Annotated in this window: 13 protein-coding genes; 3 read left to right on the plus strand and 10 right to left on the minus strand. The window is 69.7% G+C overall.

All coding sequences use genetic code 11. The annotated features are described in order from the left end of the window. Positions 1-9: 9 nt before the first annotated feature. From AC1DGC_RS05960 to AC1DGC_RS06000, 9 genes are all read right to left on the minus strand, one after another. Positions 10-1,845: a hypothetical protein gene (locus tag AC1DGC_RS05960; protein WP_478047419.1), complete on the minus strand. Its 1,836-nt coding sequence runs from the start codon at positions 1,843-1,845 to the stop codon at positions 10-12. Beyond that, positions 1,842-4,004: a hypothetical protein gene (locus AC1DGC_RS05965; protein WP_478047420.1), complete on the minus strand. Its 2,163-nt coding sequence runs from the start codon at positions 4,002-4,004 to the stop codon at positions 1,842-1,844. Before AC1DGC_RS05965 ends, AC1DGC_RS05960 begins: the two co-directional genes overlap by 4 nt. After that, positions 4,001-5,122: a BatA domain-containing protein gene (locus AC1DGC_RS05970; protein WP_478047481.1), complete on the minus strand. Its 1,122-nt coding sequence runs from the start codon at positions 5,120-5,122 to the stop codon at positions 4,001-4,003. Before AC1DGC_RS05970 ends, AC1DGC_RS05965 begins: the two co-directional genes overlap by 4 nt. 2 nt (positions 5,123-5,124) lie before the next feature. Continuing rightward, a complete protein-coding gene (locus AC1DGC_RS05975) occupies positions 5,125-6,021 on the minus strand; it encodes a DUF58 domain-containing protein (RefSeq protein WP_478047421.1) in 897 nt (298 codons plus the stop codon). 8 nt (positions 6,022-6,029) lie between these two features. Then, a complete protein-coding gene (locus AC1DGC_RS05980) occupies positions 6,030-7,013 on the minus strand; it encodes an AAA family ATPase (RefSeq protein WP_478047422.1) in 984 nt (327 codons plus the stop codon). Between the two features lie 63 nt (positions 7,014-7,076). Next, positions 7,077-7,778 (minus strand): DUF4159 domain-containing protein, encoded by a 702-nt coding sequence (locus tag AC1DGC_RS05985; RefSeq protein WP_259207839.1) that lies wholly within the window; start codon positions 7,776-7,778, stop codon positions 7,077-7,079. A gap of 7 nt (positions 7,779-7,785) precedes the next feature. Continuing rightward, complete coding sequence (locus AC1DGC_RS05990; protein WP_259207836.1) at positions 7,786-9,120, minus strand: TldD/PmbA family protein; 1,335 nt, start codon at positions 9,118-9,120, stop codon at positions 7,786-7,788. 21 nt (positions 9,121-9,141) lie between these two features. Continuing rightward, positions 9,142-10,776, minus strand: a complete 1,635-nt coding sequence (locus AC1DGC_RS05995; RefSeq protein ID WP_259207834.1) for a TldD/PmbA family protein — start codon at positions 10,774-10,776, stop codon at positions 9,142-9,144. 57 nt (positions 10,777-10,833) lie between these two features. Further along, positions 10,834-12,462 carry a TldD/PmbA family protein gene (locus AC1DGC_RS06000; RefSeq protein WP_259208221.1) on the minus strand — a complete coding sequence of 543 codons (1,629 nt, stop codon included), beginning with the start codon at positions 12,460-12,462 and terminating at the stop codon, positions 10,834-10,836. 142 nt (positions 12,463-12,604) lie between these two features. Between AC1DGC_RS06000 and AC1DGC_RS06005 the strand changes: the two genes are divergently transcribed. After that, the gene (locus AC1DGC_RS06005) at positions 12,605-13,231 is read left to right on the plus strand and encodes a DUF938 domain-containing protein (RefSeq protein ID WP_478047423.1); all 627 of its coding nucleotides are present in this window, start codon (positions 12,605-12,607) and stop codon (positions 13,229-13,231) included. Positions 13,232-13,568: 337 nt separating this feature from the next. Here AC1DGC_RS06005 and AC1DGC_RS06010 read toward each other — a convergent pair whose 3' ends face one another. Continuing rightward, positions 13,569-17,285 carry an indolepyruvate ferredoxin oxidoreductase family protein gene (locus tag AC1DGC_RS06010; RefSeq protein WP_478047424.1) on the minus strand — a complete coding sequence of 1,239 codons (3,717 nt, stop codon included), beginning with the start codon at positions 17,283-17,285 and terminating at the stop codon, positions 13,569-13,571. Between the two features lie 160 nt (positions 17,286-17,445). Here AC1DGC_RS06010 and AC1DGC_RS06015 point away from each other — a divergent pair, with 160 nt between their 5' ends. Further along, positions 17,446-18,096, plus strand: coding sequence for a tetratricopeptide repeat protein (locus AC1DGC_RS06015; RefSeq protein ID WP_478047425.1), 651 nt, complete (start codon positions 17,446-17,448; stop codon positions 18,094-18,096). A 115-nt stretch (positions 18,097-18,211) separates the two neighbouring features. Beyond that, positions 18,212-19,126, plus strand: coding sequence for an AEC family transporter (locus AC1DGC_RS06020; protein ID WP_394164407.1), 915 nt, complete (start codon positions 18,212-18,214; stop codon positions 19,124-19,126). Positions 19,127-19,263 lie beyond the last annotated feature (137 nt).

Consider the following 19,263-nt stretch of genomic DNA (forward strand, 5'->3'; position numbering starts at 1 on the left):
CCGTCGCGCTCACGGTGCAACGGCGGACGCGCGCGGCCGCCAGCGCTCCAGCCACCACAGCAGCCCGGCCACCAGCACGAACGTCAGCAGCCAGGGCCAGCGCGGGCCGGGGGCGGTCACGGTGCCCGATACCGCACTGTCCGTCGCATCGCGCACCAGCAGGGCATTCGCCTCGCGTTGCTGCTGGCGGTACAGCGCCGATGCACCGGCCGGATCGAATACGTAGAACGCCTGCGTGATGTCGCCCTGCTGCACCTGGTGCCAGCCGGCCTGCTGCGGCCAGTAGCCGGCGCAGCGGTCGGTGCCGGTGGCGGGATCGATATGCAGCGGCACCGCGATGCCGCTCGGACCACGCACCTGTGCAGCGGCCGGGACATTGCACAGTGCCACACGCTCCCCCGCCCACGGCGTGGGTGCATCGATACGCACCTGGGCGGCGTTGGGCAGCGGTCGTGCCACGCTGGCCAGCACACCGCTCCACAGTTCGGCATGGCGGTCATCGCGGCCGGACAGCACCAGCCGGTAGCTGTCGGTGACCGGCAGCAGCGCCAGCCGACCCTTGCCTGCGCCGCGCCAGCTCCCGACCGGTTGGCCCCTGCCGTCGTGCAGCAGCGCGGAGGCATCGGTGGCGCGCAGTGGGAACTGCTCCAGCACCGGCACGGCGGCGCTGTGCGAGGCAGCATCGGCCTCATCGATGTACGTCGTGGTCTGCGTCGCCGGACGCTGCGGCCCCCGGCGCGCTTGCAGCAGCGCCGCATCGGCATCGGCTGCCAGGTGCAGCGGTGCGCTCTGGCTGTTACCGACGACGGTCAGCCCCCAGCCGCGCAGCGCCTTGCGTGCACCGTCGCCGAGCGGCCCACCGGTGCGTACCAGCACACCCAGGCCATCGCGCAGCGCGTGCTGCACCGCGCTGCGCTGGGCGGCACCGAGGGCGGGCAGGCTGCGTTCGTCGAGGATCAGCACATCGGTGGCCGCCAGCCGCGCGGCGGTGAGTGCCACGGGCGCGTCGCCGAGCGAGAGGCCGCCGCCAACGCTGGCCTGGGCCTGCACGTCCAGCCCGGTATCCACCGCCCAGCGGCGCAGGTACTTCAGCTCCGGGCCGGGGGCGCCGGCGAGGATGAGCACGCGCGGGGCGGGTTGGTCGAGCGTCTGCAGCGGCACCGGCACGCTGTCCACCGCGCGGCGGCTGGCATCGAGCAGGCGCAGGGTGAAGGTGCTGCGGCCGCTGGCACGCGCCACACCTTCCAGGGCGATGCTGCCGTCGCTGCCGAGCGCACCGCGATCGACCACGACCCCGGCCGGATCGAGCAGCTCGGCGCTGGCGCCGGCAACGCCCTGCGCGCGGGCATGCACGTGGAATACGCTGCCCGGCGCGGTGATGGGCGGCGCCTGCAACGCACGCCAGCCGCGCGGTGGCGCCGGCTGCAGCAGCTGCACCTGCCCGGGCAAGGCGGTGTCGCGGTCGCGCGCCGGCAGGCCATCGCCGATGATGCGCAGCGACTGCGTGCCCGGATGCAGGCGCAGCGCGGTGGCGAGGTCGGGGACGACCGTCGCGGTGGACGGCGCGGCCTCCGGCAGGGCGACGAGGGTGTCGCCGCGGGCAGGCGACCACTGCACCTTGTCCGCCGCAGGGGTCAGCACGGTCAGCCGGTTGGCGCGCGCCTGCGTGAGCGGCGGCGCCAGGGTCACGTACAGCAGCACGCTGGCCGCGCACTGCAGCACCAGCAGTGCGGCCAGGTGCAGGCCCTTGCGGCGCGGCCCACGCCATTGCTGCCAGAGCAGGCGCGCGCTGCCGATCACCGTGATGGCCAGCAGGGCCAGCGCGATCCAGCGTGGCTCGATCATCGCGCCCCCTCCAGTGCATCCAGATACGACTGCCCCATCCGATCCGGCGCGGTACGCCGCAGCACCTGCGGGGAGGGACGCAGCAATGCGCGCCACAGCTGCGCACGCAAGGTCTGTCGGCACGCGCCGCAGTCCGGGGCGATGCGCAGTTCCTCGATCGCCGCGGCCAGGCTCAGCGGGTCGGGCAGGCGCGTTTCATTGCGGCCCAGCCATTGGGTCAGTGCATCCAGATCGGGCACCGCGTCGGTTGCGCCCAGTTGCTGCCATACCGCCACGATGGCGGTATCCGGTGCGTCCATGGCACGGATCGGCAGCGTGCGGCTGGCCAGGTCGGCGCGGTCGCCGCGCATGCGTCGTCCTTCGTCGATCGGAGGCAACTCCGGGCCGACGCGCGCCAGGTAGATGCGCTCGGCCTGCTGCACCTGCTTGATGAAGGCCAGCGCCTTGTTGGCATAGGGCAGCGCGGCCTCGGGGCGGCCCTGGCGCAGCTCGCCTTCGGAAGACCACATCTGGTCCAGCGCGGCCTTCAGCGTGGCGCGGGTCTGCGGGTCGAGCAGCGTGGCGGCTTCGGCGTGGTCATGGGTATGGCCATACTCGGACAGCACGTCGGTGGCGCTGCCGAACAGCGCGGGGCCCTCGGCCGGCGTGTTGCCGTGGTCATGCGCGTCGTGGCCGGCCTGCGCGTGATCGGCCGCGCCGGTAGAGGCGTGGTCGTGGTGATCGTCGGCCGGCGTTTCGCTGGTGGGCAGCGCATCACTGGTCGGCGGTGGCTTCGCACCGCCCTCGCTTTCCTCGCCGAGGAACTGGCCGTAGCGCAGGCGCAGGATGCGCTGGTCCACGCCGATCGCGTCGGCGCGCTTGATGAAGTCTTCCGGCGGCAATTGCCGGCGCAGTTTGATCAGCGCTTCGGCGTCGATGATGATCTGGCGCTGGCTGCGGAAGTACGTCGGCAGGGTTTTCTTGACCATGCCCTCCAGTTCGGCCCCCTGCACCTGCTCGGCGCTGGGCAGGCGCAGGATCAGGCTGCTGCTCTGCGCGGTCTGCGGGGCGGGGGCGTGGTTGTCGCGCACCTGCAACTGCGCGATCACATCGTTGCCGGGCTCGGCACCGAGCGCGGCCAGGTCCAGCGTGCGCGCGAAGCGGCGCAGGGTGGCCGTGCCGTTGCCGGCCAGGGTCACGGACTGTTCGCGGAAGGTGACGTTCTCGCCGCTGCCCTGGGCCAAGGTGATCTTCAGCTGGGCCTCGCTGGCGACGCCGTAGTCGTCACTGGCCTCGAACTGCAGGGCCCACTGGCGCTGGCCCGGCGCGCCCGGCACCAGCGTGCGGTCCGGCACAATCACGCGCACGTTCGGTGGCTGGTCGGGCAGTACATCCAGACGGTACAGGCGTTGTCCGCGCAGCGCCGGCTCGGTGACCACACGGTACAGCGCGGCGCGGTCGGCGTTCCCGGTGCCGGTCCATTCCTCGCCGTTGCGCACCAGCGCCAGGCGCCGGCCATCGTGGAACTGCAGGGCGACCTGCGTGGGCTGCGCGGAAAAGCGCAGCGACCACTGCAGCCGGCTGCCCTGTGCGACCTTGGCATCCAGCGTGCCCTGCACGCGGGACGACTGGCCGGTGTAGGCCGGGGCGGTGATCGTCAGGCGCGCCGAGTGCAGGTGCGGCGGCAGCGTGGCCGTAGCGGGGAGACGCGATGACAAGGAGGGCATCACGCTGCCACCGCCGTTGCGCGGCCAGCCCAGCGCCAGTGCGATCACCGCCAGTCCCAGCAGCCACGCCAGCGCCACCCAGCGACGTGGCCAGCGTGGCCGCAGGTCGGGCATGCATGCCTGCAGTGCGGCAGTGACCCGCGCCTGCTGGCGCTGCTGCAACGCATTGAGCGTGGCCGTATCGGCGAAAAGCAGGTCCGCGCTGTCCTGGACGACGCGATGGGTATCGAGCTGGTGCACCAGCCACTGCCGGTCCAGGCGGCGTCCGCGCCGGGTGGCGGGCGCCACGCTGGCCAGCAGGGTGAGCAGCAGCGTCACCGTGGCGATATCGGCGCCGCCCAGGCGCAAGGCCAGCGCGGTGGCGGCCAGGGCCAGCGGCAGCGCGACCAGCAGCGTGGCCCACCACTGGCGCCGTCGCGCGCGCTGCCAGCCGCGCTGCAGCACGGGGTTCATGCCTGCGCCCCGCGGCGTGCCGACGTCGCCAGCCAGCGTTCCAGCGCGAACAGCAGCACGATCAGGCCGAGCAGCCACGGCACGAGGTCCAGCGGCTGCGGCGGGGGTGCATCAGCGCCGGTCAACGGTGCATGGGTCGCGGCGGCCACCCACTGCGGCGCGGCGGGGGGGCGTGCAAGGGTGAGCAGCTGCCGTGGGAAGGCGGGGTCCTCCAGGAGCGGCACCGCAGAAGGGGTCAGCGCGCCATGGACGCGCAGGAGGCGACCCTGGCCGACGCGGCGCTCGCTGATGGCCGCCTGTCCCTGCGCATCGCGCAGCACCACCGTTTCGGCAGGCGCGCGCGTTCCGGCCTGCGTGACCAGCACCGTACCGCCCCCTTCCAGCCATGCCTGCCACGTTGGCGGCAGCGGCGCGGCGGACACCCACACGCCGATCTCGCCCTGCACCGGCGCTGCGTCCGTGGCGGCAGCCAGGGGTTGGCCGGACCACGCCCGCTGCACCGCATCGAGGACGCGCCGGGCCGGTGCATCGGCCGCTCCGCCAAGGCGCAGTCGCGGCGCACTGCTGGATGCGTCCGGCGCGGCTGGCGCCGTGCGTGCGATGGGGCGCCACTGCACCGGGCGCGACAGGCGCGGGCGCTGCGCATCGGCGCCTGTCAGCGGATCAGGCACGTAGACGGTCAGCGGCGCGCCAGCCGGCAGGGTCTGGTCGAGTTCCCGCAGCAGGCTGGTCAGCGGCTGCGCGGCCGGGGGTGCCGGCGTATCTGTCGAGGCAAACCCGGGGGCCAGCCAGCGCCAGTCCGCCTCCGGTTGCTGCGCGCGCAATGCGGCGGCATCCAGCGCGGGCGCCACGGCGATCACCGCGCGGGTATCCGGCGCGCTGCCCTGCAGCACCGGCGCCGCCAGCAGCAGGGCCAGCGCAGCCAGCAACAGCAGTCGCAGCAGCAGGAGCGGCCATTCGTCGAAACGGACGCGCTGGCGCGGCCGTACCCTGGCGCGCAGCCAGCGCAGCGCGGCGAACTCCAGCGGCGCGTACTGCTGGCGGCGCGCCAGGTGCACCAGCAGCGGCACCAGCCACGCGGCCAACGCCAGCAGACCCAGCGGGAACAGCAGCGCCAGGTTCATGCGCCGCTGCCCGGGCCGAACAACAGCCGCAGCGGTGCATCCAGCGGCTGGTCCATGTAGCCGACCGCATGCGCAATGCCGCTGGCGTGCAGCCGCGCCTGCAGCGCGTGCTGTGCCTGGCCGAAGCGCGCCAGGTAGTCGGCGCGGAGCGCGCGGCCATCGCCGAGCAGCTCCTCACCGGTTTCCGGATCGCGGAAGCGATGGCCGTCGGTGAACGGAAAATCGCGTTCGTCGGCACTCAGCAGTTGCAGCTGCAGCACCTCGCGGCGGGCGGCGGCCAGGCGTTCCAGCAGCACGGTGCCGGCCTCGTCGAAGCCATCGCCGAGTGCCACCAGCAGGTCACCGGCCTGCACGCGCTCCCAGACCGGGCGCAGCACGTCGACCGCCGGCCAGCTGCCCTGCGCCTGCAGCTGGCGCAACAGCAGGTGGACGCGGTCGCGCTGGCGTGGGCCGCTGCCGGCCGGCACCAGTTGCACGCCGTCGCCGTTGACCGCGATCACGCCAAAGCGGTCGCCCTGCTGCAGCGCCAGTTCGACCAGGCACGCGGCGGTGGCGCAGGCCTGGTCCAGGCGCGACCACGAAGGCCGCGCGCGATCATGCTGCGCGGCCGATGCGGTGGCATCGATCAGCACCCAGGTGGTGATCGGGCTTTCGCGCTCGGACTCGCGCACGAAGAAGCGATCCGAGCGTGCATACAGCTTCCAGTCGATCTGACGCAGTTCATCGCCGGGCTCGTAGGCGCGGTACTGCGCGAACTCCAGCCCCGCACCGCGGCTGCGGCTGGCGTGCTGGCCGATGCCGTGCGCGCCGCGCGCACGCCGCGGCAGCAGCCGCAGCGCCTTCAGGCGGCTGCGCACATCGGCGGGGATGGCGATCGGGGCGTGCGGGGGCATGCGCAGGCTCAGGTCGGGAACGGCACGGCCTGCAACAAGGCGGCGATCACATCGTCAGCGCCTTTCTGCTCGGCTTCCGCAGCGAAGGACAGCAGCAGGCGGTGGCGCAACACCGGGGCGAGCAGCGCCTGCACATCCTCGCGGGTGGCGGCGAAGCGGCCCTGCAGCAGGGCGCGGGCCTTGGCGGCCAGCACCAGCGACTGCCCGGCACGCGGGCCGGCGCCCCATTTGATCCAGTGGTTGATCGCCTGCGGCGCGGTGGGACCCGGGCGACTGGCGCGCACCAGCCGGGTGATCCAGGTGAGCACGTCGTCGCTCACATGCACCTGGCGTACCGCCGCCTGCAGGGCCAGCACGTCCTCGGCATTCATCACCTTGGGGACCGTGCCGCTGGCGCTGCCGGTGGTCTGCAGCAGGATGTCGCGCTCTTCCTGCTCGCTCGGGTAATCCACCCGCACGTGCAGCAGGAAGCGGTCCAGCTGGGCTTCGGGCAGCGGATAGGTGCCGGCCTGTTCGATCGGGTTCTGCGTGGCCAGCACGAAGAACGGCGCCGGCAGCGTGTAGGTGGTGCCGGCATAGCTCACCGTGCGCTCCTGCATCGCTTCCAGCAGGGCGGCCTGGGTCTTGGGCGGGGTGCGGTTGAGCTCGTCGGCCAGCAGCAGGTGGGTGAAGATCGGGCCCTGCTGGAAGCGGAAATGGCGATGCCCGGTGCCGTGGTCTTCCTCCAGCAGTTCGGTGCCGAGGATGTCGCTGGGCATCAGGTCCGGGGTGAACTGCACGCGCCGGAACTGCAGCTCCAGCGCCTGCCCCAACGAGCGCACCAGCAGTGTCTTGCCCAGCCCCGGCGCGCCTTCCAGCAGGCAGTGGCCACCGGCGAGCAGGCCGATCAGCAGCTGCTCCACCACCGCATGCTGGCCGACCACGGCCTGGCCGAGCGCGGTGCGCAGCTGCTGCAGCTTGGGAAGAAGGGCATCAAGGCGGTCGTTGGTCATAAGGCACTCGCAGAAAAACGGTGTAGAGCCACGCCATGCGTGGCTGAAAATGCAGCAAGGCAGCTAGCTGCTCAACGCGTACATCACGATGTTGACCGCGAAACGGGTGTTGTCCTCGGCCAGGAAACGCTTGTTGCGCCAGTCATAGTCCCACTCGCAGCCATAGTCCTTGTTGCTGTAGAGCACGCCCAGGCGGCCATCCACCTCGATGCCCTTGAGGTAGTCATGGACCAGGTCGTCGCCCCAGCCATTGAGTTCGAACCCGGTGGCCGGTGGGCCCTCGGGGAAGCGGAAGAAACTGCGGTACAGCGCATGGTTGTTGGGCAGTTTGTTCAGCGCCTTGGGGCCGAACAGCCTGGCCATCTGCGCCTCGAACGATTTCGCAAACAGGCCGTCGATGTCGTGGTTGCAGTCATCCACGAACACGAAACCGCCGTTGCGTACATAGCGCACGAAGTTCTGCCGTTCGGCCGCGTTGAACTCCACCAGCTTGTGCCCGGCCAGGTAGCAGAACGGGGCGTCCAGCATGCGCGGGTCGGACAGGGCGATGACATGCTCGGTCGGGTCCACGCGCAGGGAGGTGTAATCGATCAGCGAGGTGATCACGTTGGACGGCATGCGCGCATCCACGTCCCAGTCGCCGGAGTCGTACTTGAGGCGGGTGAACCAGAAGTCGTAGCGACCGGCCTGGGCGCGCGCCAGTGAGGGCAACGCCGCGAACGCGGCGCTGCCCAGCATCAGGCGCAGGAACTGCGCGCGGTTCATCCGTGCATCAGACCGCGTCGGAGAGCGAGGTGAAGGTGAAATCGCGCAGCTTCATCGGCGGAATCATCATCACAAAGTTCGACTCGTCACCGGCCACGCGCACCGGCTTGCCCAGTTCTTCGATGTTGTTGAGCATGATCACCGGCGACTCGTTGAAGCGGAAGTTCTTGACCGGGTACTTGATCTGGCCGTTCTCGATGTAGAAGGTGCCGTCGCGGGTGAGGCCGGTGAGCAGCACGGTCTGCGGATCGACCATGCGGATGTACCAGGTGCGGGTGACCAGGATGCCCTTCTGGGTGCCGCGGACCAACTCGGCGGTGCTCTTGTCGCCTCCGCTCATCAGCAGGTTGCCCGGGCTGGCATTGGCGGTCTTGCCCTGCTTCTGCGCCCAGAACCGCGAGTACTCCAGGTTGGCGACCTTGCCGTTCTCGATGATCGGCAGCTTGGTGCGTGGCATGCCTTCGCCGTCCCACGGCAGCACCGGCGCATCCGGGTGCCACGGATCGGCGTGCATGTTCACGCGCGGGTCGTAGACCTGCTCGCCGAGCTTGTTGCCGCCGCCCTTCCTGGACAGGAAGCTGCGCCCTTCGTCAGCCGAGCGTGCGCTGAAGAAGTTCATCATGAAGCTGATCAGGCCGGCGGCCGCGGCCGGCTCCAGGATCACCGTGTACTTGCCCGGTTCCAGCGCCTTGGCTTCCTGGGACTCGGTAGCCTTGCGCATGGCGATCTGGATGTCCTGGTCGGCCTTGAAGTCGGCGGCATCCTTGAGGTTGCGGCCGACCCAGCCCGAGCCGCGGCCGTCTTCGGTGCGCACGGTGCAGGTGTAATCGAAGTTGGTGCTGCGCTGGTAGCCGAAGTTGCCGTTGCTGTTGGCGGTGGCGTAGAAGCCCTGGCCGTCTTCCAGGAAACCAGCGGCGATCAGGCCGTGACCACGGCACGGCGCGATCGAATCGGCGGCGACCTTGGCACGGAAGGCCGGATCGATGGCGGCGGTGGAGGCGCTGAAGGTCGGGCTGGGGGTGTAGGTCTGCTTGCCGATGGCCGGCATGAACTCCGGGTTCTCCGGGGCCAGGCGGGCCAGGTCTTCGGCGCGGCGCACCACGCGCTCCAGCGCGGCATCGTCGAACTCGTTGATCGAGGCGGTGCCCACGCGCTTGCCGAAGGCTACGGTGACGGCCAGCTCGGTGTTGTCCACGATGCCGCTGGTGGAGACGTTGTTGAGCGCGAAACGGATGTTGCCGTTGATCGAGCCGGCCAGCACGGCGGTGCACTCATCGGCCTTGGACAGCCCGATGACCTTGTCGAGGATGGCCTTGGCCTGGGCTTCGGTGAAGATACTCATGATTCGTAGGCTCCTGACCGGTCAGCCGAGGCTGCGCGCGGTGTTGATGACGTTGATGCCGTTGAAGCGCGCGGTGGACGAGCCGTGCGAGACCGCCGAGACCTGGCCCGGCTGGCCCTTGCCGTCGAAGAACGAGCCGCCCAGGCGGTAGTCGCGCTCATCGGCCACGGCGCTGCAGGCGTTCCAGAACTCCGGCGTGCGGATCTGGTAGGCCACGTCCTCGAGCATGCGGGTGATCTTGCCGTTCTTGATCTCGTAGAACAGCTGGCCGCCGAACTGGGCGTTGTAGCGCTGCTGGTCGATCGAGAACGAGCCGTCGCCGATGATGTAGATCCCGTTTTCCACGTCCTTGACCATGTCCGCCACGCTCAGCGGGGTCTTGCCCGGCGCCATCGAGACGTTGGCCATGCGCTGGAACTGCACGCTGGACCAGGAGTCGGCGTAGCAGCAGCCGTCGGAGGCGGTCTTGCCGAGGATGTGGGCCTGGTCGCGGATGGTCTGGTAATCCACCAGCTTGCCCTCGCTGATCAGGTCCCAGCGCTTGGTCTTGACGCCCTCGTCGTCGTAGGCGACCGCGCCGAGGCTGCCCGGCTGGGTCTTGTCGGCGAAGATGTTGACCTTGTCGCTGCCGTACTGGAAGTGCTGCTCGCGCTTGTCCAGGGTGGCGAAGCTGGTGCCGGCATAGTTGGCTTCGTAGCCGAGCACGCGATCCAGTTCCAGCGGATGGCCGATCGACTCATGGATGGTCAGCCAGGTGTGCGACGGGTCCAGGACCAGGTCGTACTTGCCCGGCTTCACCGACGGTGCCTTCAACTTTTCCTGCGCCTGCTTGGCTGCGGCGATGGCGTCTTCCTTCATGTCGTAGGACGCGCTGTAGTTGACCACCCCGTTCGGGGTGAGCACCTTGCCGGCGGCGGCACCGTCCAGGTACTCGTAGCCCATGCCCATCGGCGAGGACAGGCCTTCGCGGGTGCGGAACTTGCCGCTGGCCTTGTCGATGGCGGTGATCGTCATCGGGGCCCAGATGCGGTGCACGTCCTGGTCGATGTAGGAGCCATCGGTGGAGGCGAAGTACTTCTGCTCGTTGACCAGGAACAGCATCGAGTTGACGAAGCTGGCGCCGGCGGCCAACGCGGCGGCGTTGACGTCCAGCAGCAGGTCCACCTTCTCCTTGATCGGCACGTCCATGGCGTTCTTGCGGATCGGCGTCTTCCAGCTCACCTCGCCCACGCCCGGCGCGGCGGCCAGCTGCACCGGCGCGGTCTGCACGCCGGCGTTGGCCTTGGCGATCGCGGCGGCCTGCTGCGCGGCACGCGCCACGTCGGCGGTGCCGAGCTGATTGGTGGCGGCAAAGCCCCAGGCGCCGTTGACGATCACGCGGATGCCCACACCGGTCGATTCGGTGTTGACCACGTTCTGCACCTTGTCCTCGCGGGTGATCACGAACTGGCGCAGGTAGCGCCCGATGCGCACGTCGCAGTAGGTGGCGCCGGCCTGGCGCGCAGCCGCCAGCGCCGCATCGGCCAGGCGCTTCTTCAGCCCCAGGTCGAGGGTGCTGTGCAGCTGTTCGGCGGCGATCACCTTGCCGAAGAACGACGGCACGATCAGGCCGCCTGCGGTAAGCCCGGTCAGGGCAAGGAAGTCACGTCTTTGCAAGGCAGCTCTCCACGTTGGTGTGGGGGGGCGGGGAAACGGCGACGGCCCGGGACAGGTTCATCCCAGGCTGCGCGCGGTGTTGATGATGTTGATGCCGTTGAAGCGGGTGGTGGACGAACCGTGCGAGACCGCCGAGACCTGGCCCGGCTGGCCCTTGCCGTCGAAGAACGAGCCGCCGAAGCGGAAATCGCGTTCGTCGCAGATCGCGCTGCAGGCATTCCAGAACTCCGGCGTGCGGATCTGGTAGGCGGCATCTTCGACCATGCCGGTGATCTCGCCGTTGCGGATCTGGTAGTACAGCTGGCCGCCGAACTGGGCGTTGAAGCGCTGCTGGTCGATCGAGTACGAGCCGCGGCCGTGGATGTAGATCCCGTTTTCCACGTCCTTGATCATCTCCGCCACGCTCAGCGGCGCCTTGCCCGGCGCCAGCGACACATTGGCCATGCGCTGGAACTGCACGCTGGACCACGAGTCGGCGTAGCTGCAGCCATGCGATTCGGTTTCGCCAAGGAGGTGCACCTCATCGCGGGTGGCCTGGTAATTCACCAGGATGCCGTCCTTGACCAGGTCCCAGCGCCGGGTTTTGACCCCTTCATCGTCGTAGCCCACCGCGCCCAGGCTGCCGGGGGCGGTCTTGTCGGCGAAGAAGTTGACCCGCTCGCTGCCCCAGCGGTAGCCGGCGGCGCGCTTGTCCAGGGTGGCGAAGCTGGTACCGGCGTAGTTGGCCTCGTAGCCCAGCACGCGATCCAGCTCCAGCGGATGGCCGACGTTCTCGTGGATGGTCAGGAACAGGTTGGAGGGGTCCAGCACCAGATCGTACTTGCCCGGTTTGACCGACGGCGCCTTGAGCTTCTCGCGCGCATGCCGGGCGGCGGCGATGGCATCTTCGACCGGGTCGTAGGAGTCGCGGTAGGCGGTGATGCCGCCGGGCAGGGCGATCTTGCCGCTGGCCTCGCCATCCAGGAATTCGTAGCCCATCCCCATCGGCGAGGACAGCCCGGCGCGGGTGCGGAACTTGCCGGTGGCCTTGTCGATGGCGGTCGCGGTGAACGGCAGCCAGATCCGGTGCACGTCCTGGTCGATGAACGAGCCGTCGCTGGAGGCGAAGTACTTCTGCTCGTTGACCAGGAACAGGGTGGAGTTGATGAAGTTGGCGCCGGCATTGAGCGCGGCGGCATTCAGGCTCAGCAGCAGGTCCACCTTGTCCTGGATCGGCACGGCCATCGCGTTCTTGCGGATGGGGGTCTTCCAGCTCACGTCGCCCACCCCGCGTACCGGCGCCAGCTGCACCGGCCTGCTCTGGACGGTGGCATTGGCACGGGCGATGGCGGCGGCCTGCTCGACCGTGGCCAGCACCGCGGCCGGGGTCTTCTGGTGGGTGGCGGCAAAGCCCCAGGCACCGTTGACGATCACCCGGATGCCGATGCCCGAGGACTCGCTGTTGGTGATGTTCTGCACCTGCGCCTCGCGGGTGATCACCGCCTGGTTGAGGTAGCGGCCGATGCGCACGTCGCAGTAGCTGGCGCCAGCGCGCCTGGCCGCGGCCAGCGCGGCCTCGGCCAGGGCCTTGTTGCGGCCCGCGTCACCGGGCTCGAGCAGCTGCTCGGCGGCGATCAGGCGGGAATGCGGCAGCATCAGGCCCGCCAGGCCCATGCCAGACAGCGTCAGAAACTCACGGCGTTGCACAGCTTGCGATTCCCCGGGTACGGTCGGCGGCAGGTCGCCGGCGACAGTGGACAAGTCCTCGACTTTCGGTGGCCGCCGGCAGTGGCACAAGTGACTGCGGTCATGGTTGGATGGAGGCTGTCGAATTCATCTTGAGCCGTCCATGAGCCAGCAGCGGTGGTCCGAAGCCTGCGAACGCAACCGCGACCCGATCCTGGCGGTGCTGCGCCGTCAACTGCATGACCGCCATGCGGTGCTTGAGATCGGCAGTGGCACCGGCCAGCACGCCGAATATTTCGCTGCGGCGCTGCCGCACCTGCACTGGCAGGCCAGCGACCATCCGGACCATCTGCCTGGCATCGCCGAGCGCCTGGCCGCCGCCGCGCTGGCCAACGCACCGGCACCGTGGCCGTTGCAGGCGGTGCTGTCGCCGCAGCCGGGCCTGGCACCGCTACCCGATGCCGTGCCTGCCTTCGATGCGGTGTTCAGCGCCAACACCCTGCACATCATGAGCTGGGCGCACGTGCAGGCATTGTTCGCCGGGTTGCCCGCGGTGATGGCGGACGACGCGCTGCTGTGCATCTACGGGCCGTTCAATGACCACGGCGATTTCAGCAGCGACAGCAACCGGCAGTTCGATGCGTGGCTGAAGGCGCGCGATCCTGCTGCGGGCATCCGCGACGCGGAGGCGGTGGATGCGCTGGCGGCCGCGCAGGGGATGCGGCTGATCGACGACGTGGCGATGCCGGCCAACAACCGGTTGCGGGTGTGGCGGCGTGGAGGGCGGTGATGAGTTGCGCGGTGGGGAGCCGGCTGGTGGTGGGGTTCGGCTGGGGTGTTTGGGGTGGGGTGGGCGAGTGACGGGGCGGGTTTACCGGTAGCCGACCAACGGTCGGCTCTACGGTGGGGCCTGCGGTTGGGTTTACGGGTAGCCGACCAACGGTCGGCTCTACGGTGGGGGCCTGCGGTTGGGTTTACGGGTAGCCGACCAACGGTCGGCTCTGCGGTGGGGGCCTGCGGTTGGGTTTGCGGGTAGCCGACCAACGGTCGGCTCTACGGTGAGGGCCTGCGGTTGGGTTTGCGCGTAGCCGACCAACGGTCGGCTCTACCGGCTGCTGGCGTCGCTGTCATGCCACCTGCACGATATGCAGCGCGCGCGGGTTCTTCCACTGCGCCAGCAACGTCGCCTCGCGCGCCTTGGCTTTGTGCAGGTGCGCTTCCTTGACGTGGCCGTAGCCGCGGATGTGTTCGGGGATGCTGGCGATCTCCACCGCCAGGGCCACGCGGTCATCGCTCAGCCCGTCCAGCAGCAGGGCCACGGTCTGTTCGTAGTCGGCGATCAGCTGGCGTTCGCCACGGCGTTCGGCGGTGCGGCCGAAGACATCGAAGCGGCCACCGCGCAGGAACTTCAGCTTCGCCAGCAGGCCGAACGCCTTGAGCATCCACGGGCCGTATTCCTGCTTGATCAGGCGTCCCTGGTCATCCTTCTTCGCGAACAGCGGCGGGGCCAGGTGGAAGCGCACCTGGAAATCGCCTTCGAACTGCTGCTGCAGGCGACGCTGGAACTCGCCGCTGGTGTACAGCCGCGCCACTTCGTACTCGTCCTTGTAGGCCAGCAGCTTGAAGTAATAGCGGGCGACGGTTTCGGTGAGCGCGGTGCTGCCCACGGCGTCCCACTCGGCCGCCCGCACCTTGTCCACCAGCGCGCGGTAACGCGCGGCGTAGGCGCTGTCCTGGTAATCGGTGAGGAAACGCACGCGGCGCTCGATCAGCTCGTCCAGCGAGCGCGACAGGCGCTCGTCATCCAGCGGCAGGAACGCCACGTCCTCGCCCACGCCATGGCCGGGCAGGCCGCGCAGCTCGCGCTCGTCGCCCGTATCGCGCGGTGCCGCGTTGGCGCCCCATTCGTTGCCTTCCCACTCGCCCGGGGGCAGGTCGTGCAGCGGGCCGGGCGTGCGTTCGGCATCGGTGTGGCTGTTGCGGACCAGGCCGGCGGCCTGCTGCACCGCCTGCGGGTCGACCGCCGCCAGGCGGCCCCAGGCGAAGGCCTGCTGGTTCATCGCCACCGCCGCGCCGTTGAGCTCGATCGCGCGCATCAGCGCCTCGAAGGAGATCGGCACCAGCCCCTGCTGCCAGGCGTAGCCGAGGATGAACAGGTTGGCGGCGATCGCATCGCCCAGCAGCGCGGTGGCCAGCTGGGTGGCGTCCAGCAGCATCGGCTCGCGGCCGCCCAGCGCCACGCGGATGCCGGCGATGATGTCCGCCGCCGGGAACTGCATGTCCGGGCGGGTGGTGAACGTACCGGGCATCGCTTCATAGGTGTTGAGCACCACCTGCGAGCGCTCGGCGCGCACCTTGGACAGTGCCCAGTAGTCGTTGACCACCACCATGTCGCAGCCCACCACCAGGTCGGCTTCGCCCGCGGCGATGCGCACGGCGTGGATGTCCTCGGGCGTACGCGCGATGCGGATGTGGGTGGTGACCGCGCCGCCCTTCTGGGCCAGGCCGGTCTGGTCGAGCACGCTGGCGCCCTTGCCTTCCAGGTGGCCGGCCATGCCCAGCAATGCGCCGATGGTGACCACGCCGGTACCGCCGACGCCGGTGATCAGGATGTTCCAGGGCTGCTCGAGCGTGCTGCGGAAGGTCGGCGCCGGCAGGTTGTCCAGCAGCGCAGTCTTCGCACTGCGCTCGCCCTTGCGCGGCTTGCCGCCGTGCACGGTCACAAAGCTGGGGCAGAAGCCGGTGGTGCAGCTGAAATCCTTGTTGCAGTTGGACTGGTCGATGTCGCGCTTGCGCCCGAACTCGGTTTCCTTCGGCAGCACCGACACGCAGAAGCTCTTCTGCCCGCAGTCGCCGCAGCCTTCGCAGACCAGCGAGTTGACCACCACCCGCTTGGGCGGATCGACCAGCTTGCCGCGCTTGCGGCGGCGCCGCTTCTCGGTGGCGCAGGTCTGTTCGTAGATCAGGATGCTGGTGCCCTTCACCTCGCGCAGCTGCTTCTGCACCGCGTCCAGCTCGGCACGGTCATGGAACTCCACGCCCTCCGGGAACAGCTCGCGCTTGTTCCACTTGCCGATCTCATCGCTCACCAGCACGATCGTCTGCACGCCCTCGGCGCGCATCTGGTGGGCGATCTGCGGCACGCTCAGGGTGCCGTCCACCGGCTGCCCGCCGGTCATCGCCACCGCGTCGTTGTAGAGGATCTTGTAGGTGATGTTGACCCCGGCGGCGATCGCCTGGCGGATCGCCAGCGAGCCACTGTGGAAGTAGGTGCCATCGCCGAGGTTCTGGAATACGTGCTCGGTCTCGGTGAAGGCGGCCTGCCCGGCCCAGGTGACACCTTCGCCCCCCATGTGGGTGAAGGTGTCGGTGCTGCGGTCCATCCAGGTGACCATGTAATGGCACCCGATCCCGCCCAGCGCGCGCGAGCCTTCCGGCACGCGGGTGGAGGTGTTGTGCGGGCAGCCGGAGCAGTAATGCGGCACGCGCGGGAAACTGGCGCGCGGCAGGGCCAGCTCGGCTTCCTTCTCATCCATCCAGCGCAGGCGCTGTTCGATGGATTCATTGCTGACCCCGCTGGCGTGAAGCAGGCGCTGGATGCGGCGGCCGATCACCCCGGCGATGGTGGCCGGGGTGAGTTCGTTGGTGGAGGGCAGGATCCACGTGCCCGCCTCGTCGTACTTGCCGACGATCGACGGACGCGGGCCGGCACTGGCTGGCCAGTTGTAGAACTGCTCCTTCATCTGGCGCTCGATGAAGGCGCGCTTCTCCTCGACCACCACGATGTCTTCCAGGCCCTGGGCGAAGCGCGCGATGCCCACCGGCTCCAGCGGCCAGGTCATGCCGACCTTGTAGACGCGGATGCCGATGTCGGCGCAGGCCTGCTCGTCCAGGCCCAGGTATTCCAGCGCCTGCAGCACGTCCAGGTAGCTCTTGCCGGTGGTGACGATGCCCAGTCGCGCGCGCGGCGAATCCATCACCACCCGGTCGATGCCGTTGGCGCGCGCGAATGCCTGCGCGGCCTTGACCGCGTAGCGGTGCAGGCGCATCTCCTGGTCCAGCGGCGGGTCCGGCCAGCGGATGTTGAGGCCGCCGGCCGGCATCTCGAAGTCCTCGGGCAGCACGATCTTCCGCGCGAACGGGTCGACCTGCACCGAGGCCGAGGACTCCACGGTCTCGGCAATGGTCTTGAAGCCGATCCAGCGCCCGGTGTACCGGCTCATCGCCCAGCCGAGCAGGCCCATGTCCAGGATGTCCTGCACGCCGGCCGGGTTCAGCACCGGCATCATCGCGCTGACGAACTCGTCTTCGCTGCCGTGTGGCAGGGTCGAGCTGCGGCAGGCGTGGTCGTCGGCGGCCAGCGCCAGCGCGCCGCCGTGCACCGAGGTGCCCGCGGCATTGGCATGCTTGAACACGTCGCCGCAGCGGTCCACGCCGGGGCCCTTGCCGTACCACATGCCATACACGCCCTGGACCTTCGCGCCCGGGAACAGGTTGGTCTGCTGGGTGCCCCAGACCATGGTCGCGCCCAGGTCCTCGTTGAGGCCGGGGGTGAACTTCACCCGCGCCGCCTCCAGATGCTGGCGCGCCCGCCACAGTTCCAGGTCGAAGCCGCCCAGCGGGCTGCCACGGTAGCCACTGATGAAGCCGGCGGTGTCCAGCCCGGCCGCCTCGTCGCGCAGCCGCTGCATCAACGGCAGCCGCACCAGCGCCTGCACCCCGCTCAGGTAGATGCGGCCATCGGTACGGGTGTACTTGTGGTCCAGCGTGTAGCTGGCGTCCAGGCCGCCGGCATCGGGCCGGTTGGCGGAGGAGGGCGAGGTGAGTTCGGCGGTACTGGTCATGGCTGGCCCGGGAAGTCGGCTGGCACGGCCGCAGCGAACACGACCGGAAAGGCGCGGATTGTAACAGTGGTGCCGAAATGGCCCTGGGCACTCGCGCCCGGGCGCACGCTGGGGTTAGGATCGGACCGGGAGGTTGTTGTGACAACCCGGGGGAGTTTGCATGGCAGTGGCAAGACACAGGCTGGCCGGCGTGATGCTGGCGGCTGGATTGATGGTGGGGCAGGTGGACATGGGGATGGCGGCGCAACCGCTGCCGGCACTGCAGGAGTTCTACTTCGACCAGGACGCGGCCGCGGTGCCGGTGGTGGTGGTGCCCGGCAACGGCGCCGACCTGGTGGAACAACTGATGAAGCAACGCGAGCGCGGCCGCAAGGCGCTCGATGCCACCGTGCAGCTGGCCGGCGTGGCGATCGCCCAGGGCCGCCCGGAGCTGGGCCGCAGCCTGTACGAGGAAGCCCTCGGCAGTGCCGCCGCCACCACGGCCACCGGGCGCACGGTGCGCTGGAATTACGGCTGGGACCTGTTCCGGCTGGGTGAGGTCGAGCCCGCGCTGGCGCAATGGAACAGCGCCCAGGCCGGGATGCGCGGCAATGCCGCCTGGGTGCCGCCCACCTACGCACTGGCGCTGTGGACGCTCGGCCGCAAGGACGAGGCGGTGCGCTGGTATGCCGCCGCGGTACGCACCGAGCCGCAGCAGTGGAGCGACAGCAGCCACTACGCCACGCTGCTGCCGAGCTGGCGCGACAGCGAGCGCGCCACCCTGGCCGAGGTGCAGCAGGCCTGGGCGGCGCAGCCGCCGGCCTGGCCCTGATCCGCGGGCGGGCCGTCCAGTGCGGCGCCCACGTGGCGGGTTGCCTCGCGCGGTGAGCACCGGCGTCGACCCAGGTCGCCGCCGGCGCCGCGTGCGCCTGGGCTAGGCCGGTCCGATGGCGGTGGATGCCTTCGCGCTGATCCTGGCCATGCTCGGCCTGGGCATGCTGTTCGCGCGCCTGCGCGCGCTGCCCGACAACAGTGCCGAGGTCCTCAACCGCGTGGTCCTGTACGTGTGCCTGCCTGCGGCGGTGCTCACCTACGTGCCGCGCCTGCAGCTGGACCTGGGCCTGGTCGGGCTGATGGCCACGCCCTGGCTGTTGATGCTGGCCAGTTGGGCGCTGGTAACGCTGGCCACGCGCAGTCTCGGTTTCGCCCGTGACGTGCACGCGGTGCTGTTGATCTGCGTCGCCCTGGCCAACTCCAGCTTCATCGGCTACCCGATGGTGCGCGCGCTGCTCGGCGACGCGGCCTTGCCTTACGCGGTGGTCTACGACCAGTTCGGCACGTTCGTGCTGCTGTCCACCTTCGGCCTGTACGTGATCGCCCGGTACAGCGGTGATCGGCCCCCGTCCGCGCGCCAGGTGCTGGCCCGCATCGCGCGCTTCCCGCCGGTCTGGGCGCTGCTGTTCGCGCTGGTGCTGATGCCGGCCCAGCCGCCGCAGTGGATCGGCACGGCGCTCAGGCAACTGGCCGATGCGATGCTGCCGCTGGTGATGCTGGCGGTGGGCCTGTCGATCCGGCTGCGGCTGTCGCGCGCCGAACTGACCCCGCTGGGCGTCGGCCTGCTGCTCAAGCTGCTGGTCATGCCGGCGCTGGCGTTGCCGCTGGCCTGGCTGTTCGGGCTGCAGGGCACGCTGCTGCAGGTCAATGTGCTCGAATCGGCGATGCCGACCATGATCACCGCCGCCGCGCTGGCGATCTCGCACCAGTTGGCGCCGCGGCTGGCCGCGGCGATGGTGGGCTATGGCATCGTGCTTTCGCTGGTGACGCTGCCAGCGTGGGCGTGGGTGCTGCAGCACCTTGGATAGGCACCGGTAGAGCCGACCGTTGGTCGGCTGCTCTAYCCAGGGCCACCGACACCGCACAAGAACCGGTAGAGCCGACCGTTGGTCGGCTGCTCTACCCAGGGCCACCGACAGCGCACAAGAACCGGTAGAGCCGACCG

Source organism: Stenotrophomonas sp. 05N37 (genome assembly GCF_056397365.1).

Excerpts from the sequence above, each read along its gene's own strand:
- AC1DGC_RS05985 (WP_259207839.1), bottom strand. The coding sequence starts at position 7,778 with ATGAACCGCGCGCAGTTCCTGCGCCTGATGCTGGGCAGCGCCGCGTTC.
- AC1DGC_RS05990 (WP_259207836.1), bottom strand. The coding sequence starts at position 9,120 with ATGAGTATCTTCACCGAAGCCCAGGCCAAGGCCATCCTCGACAAGGTC.
- AC1DGC_RS05975 (WP_478047421.1), bottom strand. The coding sequence starts at position 6,021 with ATGCCCCCGCACGCCCCGATCGCCATCCCCGCCGATGTGCGCAGCCGC.
- AC1DGC_RS05980 (WP_478047422.1), bottom strand. The coding sequence starts at position 7,013 with ATGACCAACGACCGCCTTGATGCCCTTCTTCCCAAGCTGCAGCAGCTG.
- AC1DGC_RS06020 (WP_394164407.1), top strand. The coding sequence starts at position 18,212 with ATGGCGGTGGATGCCTTCGCGCTGATCCTGGCCATGCTCGGCCTGGGC.
- AC1DGC_RS05965 (WP_478047420.1), bottom strand. The coding sequence starts at position 4,004 with ATGAACCCCGTGCTGCAGCGCGGCTGGCAGCGCGCGCGACGGCGCCAG.
- AC1DGC_RS06010 (WP_478047424.1), bottom strand. The coding sequence starts at position 17,285 with ATGACCAGTACCGCCGAACTCACCTCGCCCTCCTCCGCCAACCGGCCC.
- AC1DGC_RS05960 (WP_478047419.1), bottom strand. The coding sequence starts at position 1,845 with ATGATCGAGCCACGCTGGATCGCGCTGGCCCTGCTGGCCATCACGGTG.
- AC1DGC_RS06015 (WP_478047425.1), top strand. The coding sequence starts at position 17,446 with ATGGCAGTGGCAAGACACAGGCTGGCCGGCGTGATGCTGGCGGCTGGA.
- AC1DGC_RS06005 (WP_478047423.1), top strand. The coding sequence starts at position 12,605 with ATGAGCCAGCAGCGGTGGTCCGAAGCCTGCGAACGCAACCGCGACCCG.